We start from the raw sequence: 23,777 nt of genomic DNA, 5'->3' as shown, positions 1-23,777 counted from the left end.
ACTGCTTAGTAAGTTTTATTGATTGGTACTGCTTTGTGCATCCTGCGCTTATATAGATAACGTGGTAATTCTGCACTATGTTATGACGGACAAAGCACTATCAGATCCTGTTTCATTTACCTATTGAGGTCTTTTATGTACAGTTCGCCATCAGAAGATGCGACGAAACCCTTGAGCCTAAATAAAGCGGTTTTTTTAGGCTCTGCGATTATTTCTATTTTATTGATTATCTGGACGATTGCCTTGCCAGATTATAGTGAGGCATTATTAGGCGCGAGCATGGCCTGGGTATCAGAGAGCTTTGGCTGGTATTACATGCTGGTGGTCGCCGCTTATAGCATATTTGCATTATTTGTGGGCTTTTCTAAATATGGCGATATCAAGCTGGGACAAGACCACGAAAAGGCGCAGTTTCCTTTTTTAGCATGGGCGGCGATGCTGTTCTCTGCTGGTATTGGTATCGATTTACTATTTTTCGGTGCCTCTGAGCCATTGATGCATTATCTCACGCCGCATACGGGGCTTGAGCCTGCTAGTGAGGCGGCTATGCGCGAAGCACTGTCGCAGACCTTCTTGCATTGGGGTCTACATGGTTGGGGCATTTATGCGCTTATCGGCATGGCGCTAGCGTACTTTGCCTATCGTAAAAATATGCCGCTGGCGTTACGTTCACCATTGACTCCAGTCTTTGGCGAGCGCTTAATCAAAGGCTGGCTCGGTGATGGTATCGATACCTTTGGTGTGGTCTGTACCTTAATGGGTATTGCCACTAGCTTAGGTATCGGCGTGTTGCAGGCCAATGCAGGCTTGACCCATGTCTTTGGTATCGAGTCGAGCAAGATGGTACAGAGCCTGATTATTTTGGGCGTAGTAGCTGCTGCCGCTATCTCAGCCATGACCGGTGTAGAGCGAGGCGTACGCCGTTTATCTGAGTTCAATATGCTCTCGTCGATACTGCTATTGATCGCGATACTGGTGATGGGCAATACGATATATTTGCTTAATACTTTTACCCAAAGTATCGGTCAGTATTTTCAGACCATAGTTTACAAGACCTTTGATGTTTATGCTTATGATGGCAGCGCTGGGGCCGATTGGAAATCTGGCTGGACGATATTTTTCTGGGCATGGTGGGTCGCTTGGGCACCGTTTGTCGGTTTGTTCATCGCCCGTATTAGCCGTGGCCGTACCTTGCGTGAGTTTGTCTTTGGCGTGATGTTTATCCCGCTAGGCTTTATCTTTGCGTGGTTCTCTATTTTCGGTAACTCTGCAATAGACTTGGTCGCTAATGGTGCGACAGAGCTTGGTGAAATCGCTATCAATGACGCTGCGATGGGCATGTTTGCCTTGTTTGAGTACTTTCCTTACAGTGATATTTTATCATTCGCTGGTGTGGTTATTGGCTTAGTGTTCTTTGTGACCTCAGCGGACTCTGGCGCTTTAGTACTGGCTAATCTAAGCTCAAAAGGCATGACCAATGACACCGATGCACCGGTTTGGCTGCGTCTGTTTTGGGCAGCAGCGACGGGTTTGATTACCTTAGGTCTATTGTTCGCTGGCGGCTTTGCTTCCTTGCAGTCGGTGTCTGTCATCGCAGGTTTGCCGTTCTCGCTTATTTTAGTGCTCTACATGATGTCGATGTGGAAGTCGCTCAAAGAAGAGGGCAATAAGCGTAAAGCCAGTACGGTTGGCACGGCTAACGTCCTCGATAATGGCAAGAGCTGGAAGGCGCGTCTGCAGCGTATTGTCAGCTTCCCAGGCCATGCGCAAGTGGAGAGATTCTTGCAGACTGTGGTCATGCCAGCGATGAGCGAGTTTGAAAAAGAGATGCAAGCAGGCGGTCTCAATACTGTTTTAGAGAGCCATAACGTGGACAATATTAGCGATAATATCAATGCAAATATGGATCACGATACTCATCATATAGATGGTGTCAAACTGCGCGTTGGTCATGGCGATGAAGACGACTTTGTTTATGAAGTGAATCTCATCAAAGCTGAGCGTCCAAACTTTACCTTAAACACTTCGACTAAGCATGCTGAGTTCTACTACCGTGCTGAGGTGTTCTTAAGTGATGGCTCGCAAGAGTATGACTTGGTGGGCTATACCAAAGAGCAAGTGCTAGTCGATATCTTGCATCAGTACGAGTGTCATTTGCAGTATCTACATTTAGAGCGTTAATGAGCTAGATGTTAACTGGCTAGATGTCGTGACAAGTTTGTCTTTTATATGACCTCATAAGTTGGATGCAGCTTATGGGGTTTATTTATGGACTGACGATAGGTAAGTAGGAAGGATAAAGTAAAATATATAGAGATAAATTTTAAAGTATAGTCAGTGAAAAGTGATGTCTATACCAGCAGTACTGTAGTGTACTCAAAGTATTTTGACTAAGACATACCCTATATAAAAGGATAAATCTGTGACCACACTCAAGTACATCGCTCATTATTCTGAGCACATCCAAAGCCAAGCGGCTCGGCTCATCAGTGAGGGCAGGCTGGGCGATTATCTAGAAAGCAAATATCCCAATCGCCACCAAGTGCAAAGCGATAAGGCGCTTTATCAATATATAAACGACATAAAAAACCAGTCTATGCGCAAAATTGGCCCTCTATCGAATGTCAGTTATAGCAGCAAATTAAAAGTCCTCAAGCAGGCGCTGGGAGTTCATACCGCCCAGTCTCGCGTCCAAGGTAGTAAGCTTAAATCGCACAACAGCATCACGGTGGCCAGCTTATTTAAAGAAGCGCCGCCTGAGTTTTTGCGCATGATCGTCGTGCACGAGTTGGCGCATTTTAAGGAGCATGAGCATAACAAAGCGTTTTATCAATTATGCTGTCATATGGAGCCAGAGTATCATCAGCTCGAATTAGACACGCGTTTGTGGCTGCATTGGCGTGAGTTATGATTTGATTAATTGTACCAATCTAACTCATTGATATAATTTAGATTCAACCATAGTTTACCCTTCGCTAAATTCTCAGTATTATCCTGACAAGCCTATACGAATGGCCTATAAGAGTTATAGAGTATAGGCTATTTCATAAGCGTTTTTTACGCATAGAATAATCAACGCCAACACATACCAAAGGATATATCTAATATCTTGACGTTTGATCTGACGATCATTGCTTTACAGTTTTGAGGCAATCAATGCCTATACTTTGACATTCATTAATGGCTGTTAAGCCAGTGTTGTCAATCTCACCTGCGCACGTGAACGATTTTGATCATTTTGCTTTTTTAAGTTCATTACCTGCCTATCAGGACGATTGAGTGACGATTCAGCGATATATGTCGCGCTGGGTTTATAAAAAAGGATTTGATGGAATGATGACATTATCCGATAGTTCTACAATACAACAGATTGCCAAAAACTCCGGACACCACTTCGATGCCAACCGTCGTTGGGCAGCATTTTTGACGTTGGGGTTTGGGGCGCATGTTGATGATGATACCCTTATCACTCGTATGAATATAGCTCGCCATTATGGTCCCCTACGTGTCCAAAGACCATTCTATCCTGAAGGTCGCGATGGTTGCTGTCATGTCTATCTGCTACATCCCCCAGGTGGTATCGCTAGTGGTGATACGCTCAACATCGATGTTACTGTAGCGTCAAACGCGCATACTTTGCTAACGACAACTGCTGCCAATAAGCTTTACAAAGCTGATAGTAATGGCGTTGCTTGGAACCAACACACCCACCTAAAAATCGCTAATGATGCCATTTTAGAGTGGTTACCACAAGAAACGCTCTCTTTTAACGGCTCTCGCGGCGAGCAGACCATCATCATTGATTTAGAAGACAACGCTAAATGCTTGGGGTGGGAGATTCTCGGTCTTGGTCGTCCTGCCAGCAAGCTGCCTTTCGTCAGTGGTCGCCTCGAACAGCGTTTTCAACTTACTCGTAATGGTCGCCCATTGTGGATAGAGCGCCAATGCATAGATCCAGATCATCCAAGATTCGCTGGCATGTGGGGGCAGGGCGGTGCCACCGTACATGGGACGCTGTGGGCGGTAGGATTGGACGATTCACAAGAGACCATCGCCGCGTTACGTGAGTATATACCCGCTGCCAATCACTGGGCTGTGACCTATCGGCGCGGCGTATTGCTGCTACGCTATTTAGGCGTTGAGCGTAACGAAGCTTGGGAGATATTTCAGCAAGCGCGAGAAGTACTGCGTCCGCGTTTGACCGGACACACCGCTATCACACCACGAATTTGGTTGACTTAATTACCTATTGATAATCAAGAATGAATAAAAAAAGCCTTTTTATAGTGGCATGGGCTTTTGATAAAACGATAACGATAAACATAATATAAGAAGGAGTCAGCGATGGAGTTAACGCCAAGAGATAAAGATAAGTTGCTATTGTTTACAGCAGGGCTGCTCGCTGAGCGCCTTAGGGCTAAAGGCCTTAAACTGAATTATCCTGAAGCAATAGCGCTGATCAGTTGCGCCATTATGGAAGGCGCGCGTGAAGGCCGTACCGTGGCAGAGATGATGAGTGCCGGACGCGAAATCCTTACCCGAGATGACGTCATGGATGGCATCGCTGAGATGATCGAAAGCCTGCAAGTTGAGGCAACCTTTCCTGACGGCACGAAGCTTGTGACCGTTCATAATCCTATTGTCTGAGGAGACTTGCTATGATTCCTGGTGAATATCAGCTAAAAAGTGATGATATTGAGCTATGTGCCAATCGTGAAAGCATCACTATCAACGTCGCCAATACAGGTGATCGACCTATTCAAGTCGGCTCTCATTACCACTTTGCCGAGACTAATGCAGCCTTAGACTTCGACCGTAAAAAAGCTTATGGGCACCGCTTAGCGATTGCGGCAGGCATGGCGATACGTTTTGAGCCGGGACAACATCGTGATGTGCCGCTGATTCCTTTTTCAGGCTTATGCCGTATTTATGGTTTTCGTGGTGAGGTCATGGGACCCTTAGATCAAGGTCAGGACCAAAACTCAGACTCAGGAGCGACATCATGAAAATTACTCGTCAAGCTTATGCAGATATGTATGGTCCAACGAGTGGCGATAGAATTCGTCTAGGCGATACTGAGCTGTGGATTGAGATCGAAAAAGACTACACGCATTATGGCGAAGAAGTCATGTTCGGTGGTGGCAAGGTGATTCGTGATGGTATGGGTCAAAGTCAGCGCTGCGATGATGCTGTGATGGATACGGTCATCACCAATGCTGTCATTATCGACTGGTGGGGTATTGTAAAAGCCGATGTGGGCCTAAAAAATGGCCGTATCGCTGCTATCGGTAAAGCTGGCAACCCTGATACCCAGCCTGATGTCGATATCGTTATTGGACCTGGTACCGAAATCATCGCTGGTGAAGGTCAAATTTTGACAGCAGGTGCGGTTGATACTCACGTGCATTATATTTGTCCGCAGCAGGTTGATGAAGCGCTAATGAGTGGTCTAACAACGATGATTGGCGGCGGTACGGGACCTGCGACTGGTTCAATCGCGACCACTCACACGCCAGGCCCTTGGCATTTGGGCAAAATGATGCAAGCCGTTGATGACTTACCTATTAATATTGGGTTTTTGGGCAAAGGCAGTGCCAGCACGCCAGAAGCCATTGTCCAGCAAGTAGAGGCGGGTGCGATGAGTCTAAAAATCCATGAAGATTGGGGCGCGACCCCAGCCTCTATTAGCAATGCCTTAGATGTGGCTGACCGTTATGACATACAGGTTGCCATTCATGCTGATAGCTTAAATGAGTCAGGCTTTGTAGAAGATACGATAGCGGCATTCAAAGATCGCTGTATTCATACTTACCATTCTGAAGGTGCTGGTGGTGGTCATGCACCCGATATTATCGTCGCTTGTAGCCTACCCAACGTCTTGCCTTCCTCTACCAATCCGACACGCCCATATACGATTAACACCGTTGATGAGCATCTCGATATGTTGATGGAATGCCACAATCTAGACCCAAGTATCCCAGAAGATGTCGCCTTTGCCGATTCGCGTATTCGCCGCGAGACTATTGCTGCCGAAGATATCCTGCATGATATGGGTGTGATTTCGATGATCTCATCTGACTCACAAGCCATGGGCCGTATCGGTGAAGTAGTGTGCCGCACTTGGCAGACCGCTCATAAAATGCGTCTGCAACGCGGTCTATTGCCAGAAGATCAAGAACGCGGCACAGATAACTTCCGCGTGAAGCGCTATATTGCTAAGTACACTATTAATCCAGCCATCACTCATGGCGTGGGCCATGAAGTCGGTTCTGTCGAAGTCGACAAGCTGGCAGATCTTGTGCTGTGGAAGCCGGGCTTCTTTGGGGTGAAACCATCCATTGTTCTAAAAGGTGGCATGATAGCTGGCGCTGCTATGGGTGACCCTAATGCAGCTATCTCTACCCCGCAACCTGTACATTATCGCCGTATGTTCGGTGCGCTAGGCCGCGCCGCTGCCGCTACTCGAATTACTTTTGTCAGTCAAGCCGTCATGAATACGGGACTAGAAGAAAGACTTGGGCTAAAGAGCAGGCTGGTTGCATGCAAAAACGTTCGTCAAATGCGTAAGAGCGATATGAAGCTTAATGACGCTTGTCCAGAGTTGACAGTGGATCCACAAACCTATGAAGTTCGTGCAGATGGCGAGTTACTAACTTGTGAGCCATTGTCCGAGTTACCATTAGCCCAACGTTACCATTTGTTTTAGAGCGCTTGTAAGGATATCAATATGCTTGAATTAATACAGAGAATCGATGGCAGCACTCAGGCCGATGTATACGACACCCTGACTCTCCCTTATGAGCTACGCATACGTGGCCGGCTAAAGGCTGTGACTGATAGCGGCCTTGATGTTGGCTTGTTCCTTGATCGTGGTCCGGTACTGCGTCAGGGTGATTTGCTACAAGCGAGTAGTGGTGAAGTCATTCAGATTCGTGCCGCTGATGAGCCTGTCACGACAGCTTATGTTGAGGACGGCTTAGCGCTGGGACGGCTAAGTTATCATTTGGGTAATCGCCATGTATCACTTGCTCTTGGTAGTGATACAGATGGGCGCTACTGGGTTCGATTTCCGCCAGATCATGTGTTAGAAGAATTAGCCGTTCTGCTTGGAGCCACTTTAAGTCATCATCAAGCGCCATTCGATCCAGAATCTGGTGCTTATGCACAAGCTGGCCGTGAGCATTCGCACTCTCATAGTCATTCTCACGAACACCATCATGCCCATGGACATTCTCACGATGACAACCACAACCATGCACACTGACACCCAGCCAAACACAACCAGCGATTTGGCGCTGCTCGGACTGATGCAGCTGATTAGCCCTGCATTGCCAATCGGTGCATTCGCTTGGTCACAAGGCTTAGAGAGTGCATTTGAGCTAGATTGGGTATGTAACGAGGCTGAGCTTTATGAGTGGCTAGTAGGCGTACTTAACGATGGTTTGTCCCGCTGCGAATTACCAGTGCTGGCACGCTTGCAAACCTGCTGGGAGAATGGGGATAGTGAAGGTCTTGCTTTTTGGAATGATTGGATACATGCCAACCGTGAGACTGCTGAGCTGAGCGACGAAGACATACGTTTAGGACAAGCACTGATGCGCTTGCTCAACAGTTTAGAGTTGCAGCCGCAGTCAGAGTTAGGTCATGCCACGCTACCAGAAGATCCTGGTTATGTGACGGTTTTTGCTTGGACTGCCCATCAGCGACAAGTACCGATACGCCAAAGTCTACTTGGCTTTGCATGGGGCTGGCTAGAAAACCAGCTGGCAGTCGCCTGCAAAGCTATGCCCCTTGGTCATACTGCCGCGCAGCGTTTAAACGAGCAGCTTCGCCCGCAACTGGTCGCTGCTGTCGATACTGCGCTGGCTTTAACCGATGAGCAGTTGGGGCCGATTTTACCGGGTTTAGCACTCGGTAGTGCCCAGCATGAAACCCAATATTCAAGATTATTTAGAAGCTAATCGTTTTTGCAGCCGTTTTTATTTAATGGTCGCTTTAATTTTATAACAACTTCGTTTTTATAACCGCTTTGACTAACAAGATATAAGGAAAGATAGCCATGAAACATTGTTTACGAGTAGGAGTCGGTGGGCCAGTTGGTTCTGGCAAAACGGCCTTATTACGCCAATTATGTAGCGCCCTAAAAGATCACTATGACATCGCTGTAGTCACCAACGACATCTACACCCGTGAAGATGCTGACTTTTTGCTAAAGCACGACGCCTTGCCTGCTGACCGTATTCTTGGTGTGGAAACTGGCGGCTGTCCGCACACGGCTATCCGCGAAGACGCCTCTATGAATCTGGCCGCCATTGATGACTTACAAACGCGTCATCCCAAACTAGAGCTGGTGTTAGTAGAGTCTGGCGGTGACAACCTAGCGGCTACCTTTAGCCCAGAGTTGTCTGATTTAACCCTATACGTCATCGATGTCGCTGCTGGTGACAAAATCCCTCGTAAAGGCGGCCCAGGTATTACCAAATCAGATTTATTGATTACAATAAAATTGATATCGCAGAATATGTACATGCTTCACTAGATGTGATGGAACGTGACTCGAAAAAAATGCGCGGCGAGCGTCCTTTTATATTTACCAACTTATACGACGGTGTGGGCGTAGAAGAAATCATTAGCTTTATTTTAAAGCAGGGCATGTTGCCTGAGCGTCGTCCTGAAAAGCTCAGCGATAATGCTTAATCAATCATAAAGCGCCGCTGCTAAATTGTTAGTACTTAAACATAGCTATAACCACTGTACAAACATGAAAAGAAAAAGCAGTTATAGATAAGCGAATAATAAACAGAAAAAGAGGGAGATTACCATGAATAAAATGACCAAGTTGCCAGCGGTGAAACTATTAATGACCATTGGGCTGATGCTGACAGCGACTTTAGCTATTGCCCATCCTGGTCATGGCGAACATGTAAGCAGCGGCTTTCTTAGCGGCTTATTACATCCATTGATGGGTCTGGACCATTTATTATCCATGGGTGCGATTGGTTTTTGGAGTATCCGTCAAAACACCACGATGAAACGCGGCACGCCTTTGTTTGTCGTAGGTGGCATGATAGCGGGTGCAGGCCTCGCTTGGGCGGGTGTCAGCTTGGCTGGGATAGAGACAGGTATTGCTATGTCAGTACTGCTAGTTGGCGTGCTAATCGCGACGCTTGCAAAACTGCCGACTGCTGTAGGTGGCACTTTGGTTGCGCTGTTTATGGTCGCTCATGGTTACGCTCACGGCACTGAGATGACCCAAGGCTCAAGCTTGCTACTTTATATGGCAGGCTTTGTGGTCGCAACTTTAGCGATTACCTTTTTGGGTCGCGGTCTAGGTAACATGATGCTCAAAGCTGATAACCGTATTACTCGTGCATTAGGCGGCGTGGTTGCTGTCATTGGTGGAGTATTGGCTGCTGGCTAATCCCGACTAGCTAATCTCTACTAGTACTGTAACCCAACTCTCATAAATCTAAAAAGCCGCACAGATTTCTTGCGGCTTTTTGAGTTTAAGTATCTGATTTTACGCCACTGCTAGCTTTTAGTGGTACGCGTTACTGCTTTATTAAACTGAGATTCATATAAAAACACATATCAAATAGGGAATACCGATATGAACGACACTACTAATGACACTATCATAAAAGTATCAAGAAACACGGACATTGCCCCGCAAAACTCACTCTCTACCCAAACCGTTGCGTTTTCGCATTACAACTATATCTCAGCACAACTGCCTGTGAATATTACTACTGGCGCTTTGGTCGCAAATGATATAAAAGTACAGGCCGCACAATGCCTAAAAAACATCAAAACCATTGTAGAAAGCATCGATCATGATATGAATGATGTGATTAAAATTAATATATTTTTAAAAAATATCGCCGATATTAAAGACATAGATACGATTTATCCTGCATTTTTCCAAGGTTATCTGCCGACACGGACAGTCATAGCAGTCGCAGAATTGCCGATAAATAATGCCTTAGTACAAATGGATGCTGTCATATCAAATGGAGAAGGCACGTATCCGCAAGCGCCAGTTGAGCTGGTAAAAGTACCAAGAAACAATGAAAATGTTCCAAAAGATTCTGTATCTCCGCATACCATCGCTTTTTCACATTACAACAATATCTCAGCGCAACTGCCTGTAGATACCACCACAGGGAAACTGGTCACTGGTGGAATAAAAGCGCAAACGCAGCAATGCCTAAAAAACATCGAAGCGATTTTAGATAGTATTGATGTTCCTCTTCAAGAAATTGTCAAAGTAAACATATTTTTAAAAGACGTGGCCGATGTAGACGCGGTGAATGACGTTTATAAAACATTTTTTCCAGAGACAACCAGTACTGGCGATCCTGCCTATTTACCTGCCTTGACGATAGTTATAGCGTCAGACTTGCAGCTAGATGCCTTGGTGCAGGTTGATGCAATCGTGTCTCATGGAGACGGCACACCGCCCCAAGCCACGGAAGATAAACATGGTATCACCATTAAAGCGAACAACACTGATAAAGCACCAAAGAGCCCGCTATCAACGCAAACAGTAGCATTCTCCCATTACAACCATCTCTCAGGTCAATTACCTATCAATCCTGAAACCGGCAAACTAATCGACGGTGATATAAAGGCGCAGACCAAGCAATGCTTAGAAAATATTAAAGCTATTGTAGAAAGTACCGATCATGTGATGGATGATGTGGTAAAAATGACCATTCAGCTTAACAATATCAAGGATATCGATACGGTTAATGAGGTATACAAAACCTTTTTTGACAACGACTTGCCAGCTAGGACGGTGATTGGCGTCGCTGCTATTCCGATGGACGCATTGATACAGATTGATACTGTTGTATCCAACGCTGAGGGTACGCCACCAGCGTCATAATGGTAGCGAGTATTACCATTATTATTTAGTAGACGTTAGATTTCTTAATAAAAAAGTGCCAGTCATTTTAACAACTGGCACTTTTTTTAAATCTTCCTAACAATAGGAAGAGGGTTTATTTAGAAAAAACGTTAATTAAAAGGGGTGCTATTTAAAAAAGGAACTGTTTAAAAAGAGACAGTGCGGCTTTTATAGTTGGCAAGTAATGCTGTATTTACGATCGTTTACTGAGCGGATACTCAGAACGCCGCGATTGGCTTTGGTATGCCACTCATAGCTGGCTTTAGAGCTTGATTCTTTAATGTAGCGCGCACCAGAGCCCGATACTGCTCGTTTAAGACTTACTCTTTGATTTTTTGTACCAAGTTTGGGCAGCGTCAAGCTTAAATTAGCCACTTTACCATTCGCTGAATAAATAGCAGTCACTTTACTATTATCTTCACAGCTAAAAGCATAAGATTTTTGTATTTGAGGTTTATGTCCACTATGAGCGTTGTTTATTGGTGCATTAGTCGCACATGCTGCTAATAATAAAATAGTAGGGGTTACAACCAGTAATTTTTTCATGATATTCCTCGATAGTGCTAGTAGCTGATAAGAGTAGCAATGCGAGGCGTATCTTACAATATGTGGCGGCTATTTTATCAGTCGCTATTATTATTTAGCGCATCAATGATTGGGTGCATTAATATCTGCCGCTGCCACGTTATCAGTTTGACGCGCCGCCATTCGATCATTGGCTTCTTGCACCGCTTTTTTGACCAGTGCATAGTCTGAGTGGCGTACATCTTGGCCACTGATATAGTTGATGACCAGCTCAGCGATATTTTGTGCATGATCGCCAATCCGCTCAAGCGCACGCAATACCCACACGATATTGATAACCTTGGAGACGTGGCGCGCGTCCTCCATGATATAAGTCATCAAGGCACGAATCGCTGACTGATACTCTTCATTGACCACATCATCATTGCGCATCACCTCAAACGCCTGCTCAGCATTGGACTGACTAAAAGCCTCTAGCGCATTGTGCAGCATCAGACGTACTTGATTGCTCAGGTGCTGCACTTCGGCATAGCCATACGCTGATTTGCCTTGGGCGGCGAGCTTATTGGCCATTTTGGCAATTTTGACCGCTTCATCACCGATGCGCTCCAAATCCACCACGCCTTTACTGATGGACATCACCAAACGTAAATCACTGGCCGCTGGCTGGCGTTTGGCGACCAATAACAAGATATGCTCATCGAGCTCGACCTCCTGCCGATTGATATCAAAATCCATCTCGATGACTTCTTGCGCCAGTGTATCATTTTTATCGATAAGGGCGTGAATGGCTTTGGCAACTTGGCTGGCTGCATGGTCGCCCATCACCAAAAACAGACGAATGGCTTCATCCAAATCTTGATCAAAACTTTTGGAGATGTGCTTGTCACTTTGCATAAGAGGTATTCCCTAAATATCTGTATATTAATGGCGTGCTGCTGGCATAGCTGTATTGTTGTTATTAAAAATTAACGATAGTTTTTATTTGCACAGCGTTAGCCATAACGACCCGTAATATAATCTTCCGTGGCTTTTTGCGCCGGTGTGGTAAATACTTGATTCGTCTCGCCCATCTCAACCATATCGCCCAGATACATATAGACCGTATAGTCTGAGACGCGCGCCGCCTGCTGCATATTATGAGTGACGATGGCGATGGTGTAGTCTTGTTTTAAATCTTCAATCAAATCCTCAATGGCGCCTGTCGAGAGTGGGTCAAGCGCCGAAGTTGGCTCATCAAGCAGGAGTACTTCAGGTTTGGTAGCGACACTACGAGCGATACACAGACGCTGCTGCTGGCCGCCTGATAACGACAAGCCTGAGGCTTTGAGCTTGTCTTTTACCTCCGGCCATAGTGCCGATTTTTTTAGCGCCCATTCCACCCGATGGTCCAGCTCAGCTTTGCTTAGCCTTTCATAAAGACGCACACCAAAGGCGACATTGTCATAGATGGACATTGGGAACGGCGTCGGCTTTTGAAACACCATACCGACCTGCGCACGTAGCAGGTTGACATCGATGTCTTTGCCCAAGATGTTTTTGCCATCGAGGTTGATACTGCCTTCTGCACGCATGCCAGGATATAGGTCATACATACGGTTAAAGGTACGGAGCAGGGTCGACTTGCCGCAACCTGACGGGCCGATAAAGGCGGTGACTTTTTTATCAGGAATGTCGATATTGATATTTTTTAGCGCCTGAAACTCTCCGTAATAAAAGCTTAAATCACGAATCTGCATCTTCGCTGCTGGCATGTCTTTGGGGATATCATGCAGGGTTTGCTTATTTAAGTTTGCTGCATTTGGCTGCGACAGTTGCGTGGTCGTCGCCATCGATCTATGTAGTAAGCTGGCTGTGGTCGTATCAAAGTTACTGCTATCTGCTGTGCTACGCGTTTTGCTGATGACGTCATTCATAATGTTATCCAACCTAGCTTGATGAATATAAATTTAGGTAAATGGGTATATAAAGTGATTTGGTGGCAGGCCTTATCGACTCTGGCTGCTATTTACTGGAGCTGCGACCACCGATAAATCTTGCCAAAATATTTAGTACCAATACCGAAGCGGTAATCAGCAGTGCAGCGGCCCATGCAAGTGCATGCCAATTGTCATAAGGACTCATGGCAAACTGATAAATGGTGTTCGGCAAGTTGGCAATCGGCTGACTCATATCGGTACTAAAATATTGATTGTTCAATGCCGTAAATAGCAATGGCGCCGTCTCACCGGTAATTCTGGCAAAGGCCAACAGCACACCAGTGGTCAGCCCCGCTCGAGCCGCTTTAATCGTCACTTGCGTGACCATCTTCCACTTCGGTGTACCCAGTGCGTAGGCCGCTTCACGAATGCTATTGGGCACCAGATTGAGCATGTTTTCAGTCGTTCGTACCACCACAGGCACCACAATCAGCGCCAATGCCAATGCGCCCGCCCACCCAGAGAAGCTTTGACCTTTTACCATCAAGGCATAAATAAACAGACCAATGACAATCGAGGGGGCAGAGAGCAAAATGTCATTTAAAAAGCGCGTCACTTTGCCAAGCAGGCTGCCTTGCGCAAATTCAGACAAATAAATCCCTGTCATCAGGCCAATGGGCGCACCGATAAATAATCCCGAAAACGCCAACATCACCGAGCCGACAATGGCGTTACGTAGGCCGCCTGCGCTCATCGGTGGCGGCGTATCGGCGGTAAAGATAGGCATCTGTATCATGCCCTGAAAGCCTTCGACAAACAGCGTCACCAATATCCAAAACAGCCAAATCAAGCCAAATACCATCGCCGACATGGCAAAACCCAAGCCCAGCTTATTGGCCCAGCGCCGTTTGTTATAAAGACGCTTGTCGTAGCGGCTATCAAAGCCAGTCTGCGCAGGTAACGCTGAGTGCATCGCATTAGTAGGCATAAAACTCATTTCCATTTTTCAAGATTTTTTATCAGCCTGTACATCACTATTGTCTGTATGTCGTTATGTGTTAGCGGTTGCCTGCTTTTTGATCCATACGCATCAGCATGAGCTTAGCCAGCGACAGCACAATAAAGGTGATGATAAACAGTATGAGGCCAAGGTGCAGCAGCGAGGCCAGATGCAGCTCACTGGAGGCTTCGGCAAACTCATTGGCCAGCGCTGAGGTAATGGTGACGCCAGAGGTAAATAGACTTGGACTGATATTAAAGGCGTTACCAATAAGGAAGGTCACGGCCATGGTCTCGCCCAGCGCCCGACCCAGCCCCAAGATAACCCCACCGACCACACCAGCTTTGGTATACGGCAAGATAATCTTAAACATCACTTCCCAAGTGGTCGCACCCATGCCATAGGCTGATTCTTTGAGCAGGTCTGGCACCACAGAGAAAACATCACGCATGGTAGCGGCGATAAAAGGAATGATCATGATAGCCAGGACAAGAGAGGCGGTAAACATGCCCAGTCCCATTGGCGCACCGGTAAACAGCTTACCGATGATAGGTAATGGGCCGATATGCTCGATAAACCACGGTTGAATGTGATCGCCAAAGAAGGGCGCAAATACAAACAACCCCCACATACCGTAAATGATAGAGGGGATACCTGCCAGCAGCTCAATGGCGATGCCAAGGGGCTTTTTTAAAAAGTTTGGACACATCTCAGTCAAAAATATCGCAATGCCAAAGCTGACGGGTACAGCGATTAAAATGGCGATAAACGAAGTCACCAGCGTGCCATAAATAGGCGCCAGCGCACCATACTCATTGGCGACCGTATCCCAGTTATTACTGGTATAAAACCCCAGACCAAATGCTTGAATACTCGGCCAAGCGCCAATGATCAAAGAGAGCAAAATACCGCCCAATGATAGCAGCACGAGGATGGCAAACGCCTTGGTGGCATTGACAAATAGTGCATCGTAACGTTTTTGTTTTGCCAGTTGCGACCTTAAATCATTCATAAGTGTCTCAGCATTAAATAATGTTAAATCAAAATCTTTAAAAGACTCATCAGGTCTTATCACAGCAAACTAAATCTTAATAAAGGGTGCTATTAACGATGCAATTAAGTCAATATGAAAGAGATACCGCAAGACTGGAATAAATTTTTTGCAGCCTCTGTCTGCGCAGGCACAGCAAGCAAGAAAAATTGATACCAGTCTTGCACTATAAGGATAGATATCCACTTTATTTATTATTGACTATCGTTAACGGCTCTACTTTTAAATTTGTTGTGATAAAACCTTTGAGACAACCACCGGAGAATAGGTGTCTCAAAGGGGCTCACAAGTGCTGCTATACATATATAGACAAACTACTGAGCTGGGGTGTAGACAGGTTGACCATCATGGCCTTTGACTTCATTCCACTTGTCTTTAAACAGTGCCACTGCGGTATCAGAGAAAGGCACATAATCAAGCGCCATGGCACTATCATCACCTTGGGCATACGCCCAATCAAAGAAGTTCAACACGCCAGCCACTTGCTGCGGGTTTTCTGGCTGCTTGTGAACCAAGATAAAGGTGGCAGCAGCGATGGGCCACGCCTGCTCAGTCTCAGAGTTGGTAATGACTTTATAAAAGCCTGCTTGCTGTGACCAATCGATGTCACCTGCCGCGGCAAAGGTCTCAGCAGATGGCTGCACGAAGTTACCCGCTGCATTTTTCAAAGCCGCATGCGCCATGTTGTTTTGCTTGGCATAAGCATACTCGACGTAGCCGATAGCGTTTTTCATACGATTGACGTAACTTGATACGCCTTCGTTGCCTTTACCGCCTGCCCCTGTGGCAGAGGTAGGCCATTTGACGGTTTTATCAACACCCACGCTGTCTTTCCAGTCGTTTGAGACTTTGGCTAGATAATCGGTAAAGTTAAAGGTCGTGCCTGAGCCATCTGAGCGAAATACGGTAGTAATGGCAGCATCTGGCAGGGTCAAATCTGGGTTCAAGGCGGTGATGGCAGGGTCATTCCATTTGCTAATCTTACCCAGATAGATATCGGCTAGAGTTGCGCCGTCCAGCTTTAGCTCACCTGGCCCCACGCCATCGATATTGACAATCGGTACCACGCCACCGATAACGGTTGGAAACTGAATGAGACCTGCCGCATCCAGCTCTTCAGGGGTCATAGGGGCGTCAGATGCGCCAAAGTCGACGGTTTTTGCTTGGATTTGTTTGATGCCGCCTGAGGAGCCGATAGACTGATAGTTGACCTGACCGCCCGTTGCGGCATGGTAGTCATATGACCATTTAGCATAGATAGGCTGCGGGAACGACGCGCCAGCACCAGTGATGTTCATGGCGATGTTTTCAGCTGATTTAAAATCGCTTGCTGATGATGATGTTTTGTTGGTGGTTTCTGTATGAGTTATGGCGCTACTACTATCAGCAGCAAGCTCTGTCGTATCGGTGGATTTATTACAAGCGGTGAGTACTAAGGTGCAACTAACGGCGACTGCCAATAACGAATAACGCATGTAGGACTCCTAAAGTTTGACAACAACACAAATTTGGAAAAAGCAAAAACGACTACCTGTGAGATGCGTGGTAGTTTGCCAAGCTTTCATGACAGTTTGATGACAATAGGAAATTTATCTTGTTAGCAGTGATATTTTAATTTCGCAAGCACAGGTGAAGAAGAGCGGTATTTGTTTAGTGTTAACACTTTTTGCCTATCTACTACAAAAAAACAATATCGTAAGTTTTGCTGAGCATATTAATATATAGATTGTTTTGATTGTATTTTTCTATATTAATGATGACGTTAGCGCATATTAAAGGCATAAAACTAGTCTGTGGTAATGTCAAAGTTAAATGTTCAATACGTCTTAATATTAAATAATCAATACTAAATAACTAGATGGATGGATAAAAACTCATCCGCGAATTCTTATCAACTGCCAGCGAGAAGCCAGCATGTCTATGTCTACGATAACTTTGATGATCAACGGTGAACAGCACCGCTTTGAGAATCTCGACACCCGCACGACAATTCTAGATTTATGTCGTCAACATCTACAAATTACCGGACCCAAAAAAGGCTGTGATCACGGTCAATGCGGTGCCTGTACCATTCTTATCAATGGTGAGCGCATCAACTCGTGCTTGACCCTTGCGGTTATGCATGACGGCGATGAGATCACCACGATCGAAGGCATCGGAATGCCTGAGTCGTTATCAGCCTTGCAACAAGCCTTTAAAGATCATGATGCCTTTCAGTGTGGGTATTGCACGCCAGGGCAGATTTGTTCCGCCACGGCTTTAATAGAAGAGGTGAAACAAAACTGGCCAAGCTATGTGACGACCGATCTCAAAAACCCGAATGGGTTGTTAGTCCAAGAGATCGCTGAGCGCATGAGTGGCAATATTTGTCGCTGTTCTGCTTACCCCAATATCGTGGATGCTATCTCACAAGTGCTTGAGAGCGAAGTGTCAAATAAGCGTGCTTCTTCTAGTGAAGAGACGACTACAGGTTCGCTGCAAGACTCAGCAGTGACAGGTATTTGGTCACCGCCGCCCAGTCAGTCCCAACTTGGTAACCAATCAGTAAACCATAATAAAAATACCAGTAGCACAGCAGGAGGCCGCTCATGAAACGCTTTGAATATATCCGTGCCCTTGAACCGCAGCAAGCGGTAATGTTTGCTACTCCTAAAGAAGCCTCGTTTATCGCAGGCGGTACCAATTTGCTTGATCTCATGAAGTTTGAGATTGAAACGCCAACTAAGCTGGTTGATGTGACACGCTTAGAGCTTGGACAGATTGAAGACACTGCCGATGGCGGCCTACGTATCGGAACCTTAGTAAGCAATAGTGATTTGGCCGCGCATCCTAGCGTGATTGCCAATTATCCGGTATTGTCTCGTGCGATATTAGCAGGGGCGACCGGACAGCTGCGCAATAAAGCGACGACTGGCGGTAACTTCCTGCAGCGTACGCGCTGCTACTACTTTTATCATACCGATAGCCCTTGTAATAAGCGTGAACCGGGTACGGGCTGTCCTGCAATTAACGGTGAGAACCGCCCCCTTGCAATCTTAGGCACAAGTGACGCTTGTATTGCTCAACACCCGTCCGATATGGCGGTCGCTATGCGTTTGCTTGACGCTACTATTGAGACTGCCAAAACCGATGGATCAACTCGGCAGATTCCAATAAAAGACTTTTATTGTCTGCCAAAAGACACTCCCCATATCGAAAACGTTTTAGAGTCAGGCGAGCTTATCACGCATGTCGTGCTGCCAGCGCCTATTAAAGGTATACACACTTATGACAAAGTGCGTGACCGCGCCTCTTATGCTTTTGCGCTTGTATCGTGTGCAGCTGTGATAGACGCTGATGATAATGGTAATTTGGCGACAGTACGCTTAGCATTTGGCGGTATTGGTACTCAGCCATGGCGCAATGAAGATGTGGAAGATTTGTTGACGGATACGCAGGGCGACGATGACACTATCAATCAGGCAGCAGATTTGTTGTTAAAAGATGCCAAAGGTAGCGGTCAAAACGATTTTAAAATACCACTAACACGCCGTTTGCTAAAACAGGCCATTAAGCGTGCATTAGCGGGCGAGGGAGCATAATCATGTCATTATTAGATTCAGTACTACCGGCAGAGCCCACTAACAAAGAGAAGATGGATAAGCCGGTTGAGACGTTATTCGGCAAAACAGCGAGTAATTTGGTAGGTAAACCAATTAACCGCGTTGAGGGCTCGTTAAAGGTTAGCGGTCAAGCTCATTATTCGGCAGAGATTCAACTAGACAATAAAGTGTATGGTGTCTTGGTTGGCTCAACCGTCGCCAAAGGAAAAGTTGAAAAAATCGATAGCGACTCGATTGCCCATATATCAGGTATTATTAAAGTCGTCACTGATCCTAAGCGCTTCTTACGTAACTCACAGCAAGGCGGTGAGACCGAAGCACCGACTCAGGGTGTGAGTGAGGTTTTTTATCATGGTGAGCCTATCGCAGTCGTTGTCGCTGAAACTTTTGAAGCAGCGACCGAAGGCGCCAAGGCCCTTAAAGTCACTTATAAAGACGAAACCGATCAAGCGGCTTTGGATTTTACTAAAGAGCTACCTAACGCCCACGAGGTAAATGAGAAAAAAGGCTCGGATAAGAATGCTAAACACGGCGATCCAGAGCAAGGCCTTGCTGATTCGGCGGTAACCCTCGATAGTGTGTACCATACCCCAAGTCAGAGCAACTCACCGATGGAACCGCACGTTACTTTGGCACATTGGGAAGATGACAAGCTGGTCTTATATACTTCAAACCAGATGATCGCCTCTTGTAAGCAGCAAGTAATGGACGCATTAGATTTGAAGAAAGATCAAGTCGAGCTGATCTCATACTATGTGGGCGGTGGTTTTGGTAGTAAGCTAGGTATCGCGCCAGAATCTATTGCTGCCGCTATTGCTTCTAAAGAAGTCGGTCGTCCGGTACTCATTACTATGACGCGCCCGCAAGTGATGGAGGCGACGGTAAGACGCTCAAACACCCGTCAGCGTATTGCTATTGGTTGTAATGAAGAGGGTATTATTAATACCTTTATTCACGATACCACGACCAGCAATTTACCAGGCGAGGCGTTCTTTGAACCAACAGCATTATCCACTCACTTTTTGTACCGCGGAGAGAATCGCCGCGTCAGCTATCAGATGGTGGATATGAATCACGTATTATCAGGCTCTATGCGTGCTCCTGGTGAAGCGGTGGGTATGATTGCTGTTGAATGTGCGATGGATGAGCTGGCGAACAAGCTTGAGATCGACCCTATTGAACTGCGCCGCCGGAACGAACCTGAAGAAGACCCTAGCAAAGAGATTCCGTTCTCCACACGTCAGCTGGTCGCCTGTATGGAAAAAGGCGCTGAAGCATTTGGTTGGGATGAGCATAATCCCAAACCTGCCAGCCGACTAGAAGGCGACTGGTGGATAGGTACCGGTATGTCTGGCACTTCTCGTGGTAACACGTTACAACCTTCTGAAGCGCGGGCGATACTACAAGTCGATGACTCAAAAGAACTTGGCGTCAAAGCCATCATCGAAACGGATATGACAGATATCGGCACTGGCTCTTATACCGTATTTACTCAGGTCGCAGCTGATTTGTTAGGACTGCCTATCGATCATATCGAGATGAAACTTGGCGACAGTGATTTACCGCCAGCATCAGGTTCTGGCGGTAGTTTTGGCGCGGCCAGTGCTGGTAGTGGGGTTTATTTGGCTTGTGAGCAGCTACGCGCCATGTTAGCCAAAAAAGTAGGTCTACATGCCGATACGATTCGTATAGATAACGGTCAAATCAAAAAATCAGGTGAGCACGAACCTAGTAAAGTAGAAGTAGCCATTGATACGGGTAAAGAAAAAGTCACAGAGCTGGTTGATGAAAAATTGGCTAATAAAGTCTCAGGCTTAATGGATAAAGCCGTAGATTTGATGGATATAGCATCAGAGAAAACAGGTATACCGCTGCCAGAATCGGCATCAAATCTGAAAACAGCAACCGAGCATTACGATTTTGATGATAATCAGTCCTATGCACTAGCTGATATCATCGCTGAGTTTGACGAGCAAGAAATCAGCGCCAAAGGCCAGATCAAACCAGGAAAAAGTGAGAAAAACCATCGCCAAGCCTCGTTTGGGGCCAACTTCGCTGAAGTGGCGGTACATAAAGTCACCGGTGAGATTCGCGTCAAGCGTATGACTGGCGTGTATGCAGCAGGACGCATTCTCAACCATAAGCTTGCAACCTCGCAGTGTTATGGCGGTATGATATTTGGTATAGGTTCTGCTTTGATGGAAGAGGTCATTCATGACAAGCACGATGGGCGCTTATGTAACCATGACCTTGCCGAGTACCATGTGCCAGTCAACGCTGACGTACCGCAGTTGGATGTGATTTTGTTAGAAGAGGATGACCCTTATACCAACCCTATGCATATTAAAGGCATTGGGGAAACCTCTATTTCAGGGTCAGCGGCAGCCATTGCCAATGCCATCTATAATGCAGTCGGGGTGCGTGTTTATGATTTTCCAATTACACTGGATAAGCTGCTTGCTGAGATGCCAGAGTAAGGGTTATTGGTAGATTGTTTATCAATACCTATCATTTCCACCTCAAGAACCCGCTTTAGATGTTTGCTAAAGCGGGTTACTCTTTCTTTAAAATGGTTATCTCTTAATATAAGAGGCATATTATGACGCAAATTGCTGACATTCTTAGGCTAGCAGACAAGGCGCAGCAGCAAAAAATCGATGCCGTACTCGCAACCGTAGTACGCACCGAAGGTTCAGCGTATCGCCGCGCCGGGGCTATGATGCTCATTTTAGAGGATGGGCGTTCAGTGGGGATGATTAGTGGCGGCTGTCTTGAACCGCACATTATCAAGCGCGCCTTTTGGCTGACTCGTAATGGCGCAAGTGTACAAGTCTACCAAACGGGCGATGATATTGGCTATACTGAGGATGGCAAGGCTAAACCTGACTCTGAGTTTACACAAAACGATGTAAGGGACGACTCGCATGATGATTTATACTATGAAATGGATGAATTGAATTTTGGTCTAGGCTGTAATGGGCGTGTACATGTACTGTTTGAGCGTCTGACGTCCGCTATGCCTTTATTAGCTGCTGTTCAACAAGTGCGTGCAACGCAGCAACCAAGGAAGATCGCAACATACATTCGTTCTGTTGATCAGCAAAATTTACACTCTAAATTTCCAATCGGTCTGCGTATTGATTTGGATAATTATACTGAGTCAGGACAAATCACCACAATTGGCGCTGATAAAATCGGTATCAATAACAAGACAGATCAAGCTGGAGCTAACACTTCAAATGTGATTGTAGATACGGTTAAAAAGTTAGCACAACATGAGCTTGGTGATAAAAATGCCGAGTACATTGTTTTAAGAAACGATAACAACGATGACAATGCTAACTTGTCAACAGAGTGGCTCGTACAAAGCATACAGCCGCAGATACGCCTGCTGATTTGCGGCGCGGGCGATGATGTGATGCCGCTGGTGACAATGGCAAAATTGCAAGATTGGCATGTCACAGTTGTAGATAGTCGTCCAGGGTACGCGACTCGCTTGCGCTTTTCTCAAGCAGATATGGTGACGCAGTTGCCTCTTGATGCGACAGATGAGTTACTGGCGCTAAGTGAAAATGCGGCAGTGGCGCTTATGTCGCATAGTTTGACTCAAGACCGTACTCGCCTTGCAACCCTACTAGAGCATGCCAATCATTATAAATATCTTGGACAACTAGGACCGCGCTATCGTACCGAGCGTTTAATTAACGAGATTAGCGCGACCAAAGCTGACCCTCGTGTTTTAAATGCCGGGATTAATAAACTGCATTATCCAATCGGCTATAAGTTAGGCGGTGATGGCCCGGAAGCCTTGGCGCTTGGTATCATGGCTCAAATCAATATGGTTATGCATAATCAAGCATCGCCAGCTAAATGTGTAGATTTAGCCAATAGCGATATATCTATGATGAGCCACGCATGATGACTAAAAACCATGCCGTTATTATCTTAGCAAGTGGTCTTAGTCAGCGCCTTGGTCAAGCAAAGCAGCTACTTTATAAAGATGGTGAAACATTGATCGGCTATATGATTAAGCTAGCACTAGCGACTCAGCCGCAAGCCATTACCGTTGTTATTCCTAGTGAACATTCATCAATAGCAGAGGCGGTGGCTAAGCTGGCAGCGCAGCATGCTGTTATTCACACGGTTGTAAATCCAACACCCAAAATCGGTATGGCGCACAGTTTATATTTAGGGATAGATGCGTTAAAAGACTTAGAGAGCCGCGAGAGTTTGGTAGTGGACCGAGTATTAATCATAGGCGTTGATCAAGTGCTTCTTAATAAAGAGCATTTGCAAGTCTTGCTGGCAGGGTCGCAGAGGGTGGTTGCTAGCAGATATAGTAGTTTAAATAATTGGTGTGATGAGCAAAATTTGGATAAAAATATCGCTAATAGTCCCTCAAACAAAAATATTATTGGATTGCCTCTAGTCATTAATTACGAGCTACTGACACAATGGCAAGCATCATTAGCAGGGGATAAAGGGCTACGTCACTTGATCAGAGGGCTGTCAGCTGACCAAATCAGTAGCGTGAATAACCAGCAGCTCAGCTATGATATTGACACGCCAAGTCAACTTGCACATGCTAGAGCGCAGAGATGGATTGATGATTGATTTCATTTTTCATTCAAAAGTAATATAGAGCTATGGATATAAGTTTTTCCTAGCCTCTGTCTACGTAGGCACCGCAAGCGAGGAAAATTTATATTCGTAGCACTTTATAGTAAGTGCAACTTCCGTATTTTGAACTGATTATAGTTGATCTATTAAT

21 protein-coding genes and 1 pseudogene are annotated in these 23,777 nt (G+C 46.0%); 16 read left to right on the top strand and 6 right to left on the bottom strand.

Annotated features, from left to right (window positions below):
* The first annotated feature begins 135 nt into the window (after positions 1 to 135).
* The 11 genes and pseudogenes from betT to Q0895_RS06635 all read left to right on the top strand — a co-directional run bounded on the left by betT (position 136) and on the right by Q0895_RS06635 (position 10,888).
* The gene (gene betT, locus Q0895_RS06685; protein ID WP_299186789.1) at positions 136 to 2,181 is read left to right on the top strand and encodes a choline BCCT transporter BetT; all 2,046 of its coding nucleotides are present in this window, start codon (positions 136 to 138) and stop codon (positions 2,179 to 2,181) included.
* Positions 2,182 to 2,422: 241 nt separating this feature from the next.
* Positions 2,423 to 2,911: a M48 family metallopeptidase gene (locus Q0895_RS06680; protein WP_299186786.1), complete on the top strand. Its 489-nt coding sequence runs from the start codon at positions 2,423 to 2,425 to the stop codon at positions 2,909 to 2,911.
* Positions 2,912 to 3,336: 425 nt separating this feature from the next.
* Positions 3,337 to 4,242, top strand: coding sequence for an urease accessory protein UreD (locus tag Q0895_RS06675; protein WP_299186839.1), 906 nt, complete (start codon positions 3,337 to 3,339; stop codon positions 4,240 to 4,242).
* Positions 4,243 to 4,344: 102 nt separating this feature from the next.
* Positions 4,345 to 4,647: an urease subunit gamma gene (gene ureA / locus Q0895_RS06670; protein WP_299186783.1), complete on the top strand. Its 303-nt coding sequence runs from the start codon at positions 4,345 to 4,347 to the stop codon at positions 4,645 to 4,647.
* 11 nt (positions 4,648 to 4,658) lie between these two features.
* Positions 4,659 to 5,006, top strand: coding sequence for an urease subunit beta (locus Q0895_RS06665; protein ID WP_299186781.1), 348 nt, complete (start codon positions 4,659 to 4,661; stop codon positions 5,004 to 5,006).
* A complete protein-coding gene (gene ureC, locus Q0895_RS06660; RefSeq protein ID WP_299186778.1) occupies positions 5,003 to 6,706 on the top strand; it encodes an urease subunit alpha in 1,704 nt (567 codons plus the stop codon). Before Q0895_RS06665 ends, ureC begins: the two co-directional genes overlap by 4 nt.
* A 21-nt stretch (positions 6,707 to 6,727) precedes the next feature.
* Entirely contained in the window at positions 6,728 to 7,264 is a 537-nt protein-coding gene (ureE, locus tag Q0895_RS06655) for an urease accessory protein UreE (RefSeq protein WP_299186776.1), read from the top strand.
* Positions 7,239 to 7,961 carry an urease accessory UreF family protein gene (locus Q0895_RS06650; protein ID WP_299186773.1) on the top strand — a complete coding sequence of 241 codons (723 nt, stop codon included), beginning with the start codon at positions 7,239 to 7,241 and terminating at the stop codon, positions 7,959 to 7,961. The genes ureE and Q0895_RS06650 overlap by 26 nt, the downstream gene beginning before the upstream one ends.
* Before the next feature lie 98 nt (positions 7,962 to 8,059).
* Positions 8,060 to 8,697, top strand: a pseudogene (gene ureG, locus Q0895_RS06645) (urease accessory protein UreG).
* Positions 8,698 to 8,821: 124 nt separating this feature from the next.
* Positions 8,822 to 9,421 carry a HupE/UreJ family protein gene (locus Q0895_RS06640; protein WP_299186771.1) on the top strand — a complete coding sequence of 200 codons (600 nt, stop codon included), beginning with the start codon at positions 8,822 to 8,824 and terminating at the stop codon, positions 9,419 to 9,421.
* A 189-nt stretch (positions 9,422 to 9,610) separates the two neighbouring features.
* Positions 9,611 to 10,888, top strand: coding sequence for a RidA family protein (locus Q0895_RS06635; protein ID WP_299186768.1), 1,278 nt, complete (start codon positions 9,611 to 9,613; stop codon positions 10,886 to 10,888).
* Positions 10,889 to 11,077: 189 nt separating this feature from the next.
* On the opposite strand, the gene Q0895_RS06630 is transcribed toward Q0895_RS06635, so the two are convergent.
* From Q0895_RS06630 to pstS, 6 genes are all read right to left on the bottom strand, one after another.
* Complete coding sequence (locus Q0895_RS06630; protein ID WP_075102757.1) at positions 11,078 to 11,455, bottom strand: MliC family protein; 378 nt, start codon at positions 11,453 to 11,455, stop codon at positions 11,078 to 11,080.
* Positions 11,456 to 11,557: 102 nt separating this feature from the next.
* On the bottom strand, positions 11,558 to 12,331 hold the full coding sequence (phoU, locus tag Q0895_RS06625; RefSeq protein ID WP_299186761.1) for a phosphate signaling complex protein PhoU: 774 nt from the start codon (positions 12,329 to 12,331) through the stop codon (positions 11,558 to 11,560).
* A gap of 98 nt (positions 12,332 to 12,429) precedes the next feature.
* Positions 12,430 to 13,188, bottom strand: a complete 759-nt coding sequence (pstB, locus tag Q0895_RS06620; RefSeq protein WP_299186836.1) for a phosphate ABC transporter ATP-binding protein PstB — start codon at positions 13,186 to 13,188, stop codon at positions 12,430 to 12,432.
* A 250-nt stretch (positions 13,189 to 13,438) separates the two neighbouring features.
* Positions 13,439 to 14,326 (bottom strand): phosphate ABC transporter permease PstA, encoded by an 888-nt coding sequence (gene pstA / locus Q0895_RS06615; protein ID WP_299186833.1) that lies wholly within the window; start codon positions 14,324 to 14,326, stop codon positions 13,439 to 13,441.
* 85 nt (positions 14,327 to 14,411) lie between these two features.
* Positions 14,412 to 15,365, bottom strand: coding sequence for a phosphate ABC transporter permease subunit PstC (pstC, locus tag Q0895_RS06610; protein WP_058369301.1), 954 nt, complete (start codon positions 15,363 to 15,365; stop codon positions 14,412 to 14,414).
* Positions 15,366 to 15,718: 353 nt separating this feature from the next.
* Positions 15,719 to 16,879 (bottom strand): phosphate ABC transporter substrate-binding protein PstS, encoded by a 1,161-nt coding sequence (gene pstS / locus Q0895_RS06605; protein WP_299186752.1) that lies wholly within the window; start codon positions 16,877 to 16,879, stop codon positions 15,719 to 15,721.
* A 445-nt stretch (positions 16,880 to 17,324) separates the two neighbouring features.
* Between pstS and Q0895_RS06600 the strand changes: the two genes are divergently transcribed.
* The 5 genes from Q0895_RS06600 to Q0895_RS06580 all read left to right on the top strand — a co-directional run bounded on the left by Q0895_RS06600 (position 17,325) and on the right by Q0895_RS06580 (position 23,620).
* A complete protein-coding gene (locus Q0895_RS06600; RefSeq protein ID WP_299186749.1) occupies positions 17,325 to 17,996 on the top strand; it encodes a 2Fe-2S iron-sulfur cluster-binding protein in 672 nt (223 codons plus the stop codon).
* Positions 17,993 to 18,985, top strand: a complete 993-nt coding sequence (locus tag Q0895_RS06595) for a xanthine dehydrogenase family protein subunit M (protein WP_299186746.1) — start codon at positions 17,993 to 17,995, stop codon at positions 18,983 to 18,985. The genes Q0895_RS06600 and Q0895_RS06595 overlap by 4 nt, the downstream gene beginning before the upstream one ends.
* Positions 18,986 to 18,987: 2 nt before the next feature.
* On the top strand, positions 18,988 to 21,483 hold the full coding sequence (locus Q0895_RS06590; RefSeq protein ID WP_299186744.1) for a xanthine dehydrogenase family protein molybdopterin-binding subunit: 2,496 nt from the start codon (positions 18,988 to 18,990) through the stop codon (positions 21,481 to 21,483).
* Between the two features lie 122 nt (positions 21,484 to 21,605).
* Positions 21,606 to 22,925, top strand: coding sequence for an XdhC/CoxI family protein (locus tag Q0895_RS06585; RefSeq protein WP_299186742.1), 1,320 nt, complete (start codon positions 21,606 to 21,608; stop codon positions 22,923 to 22,925).
* Entirely contained in the window at positions 22,922 to 23,620 is a 699-nt protein-coding gene (locus Q0895_RS06580) for a nucleotidyltransferase family protein (protein WP_299186740.1), read from the top strand. Before Q0895_RS06585 ends, Q0895_RS06580 begins: the two co-directional genes overlap by 4 nt.
* Positions 23,621 to 23,777: the final 157 nt, after the last annotated feature.

Origin of the sequence: uncultured Psychrobacter sp. (genome assembly GCF_947495825.1) — a bacterium.
In the GTDB taxonomy this organism is placed as follows: Bacteria; Pseudomonadota; Gammaproteobacteria; order Pseudomonadales; family Moraxellaceae; genus Psychrobacter.
This window is presented reverse-complemented; position numbering and strand designations above follow the sequence as displayed.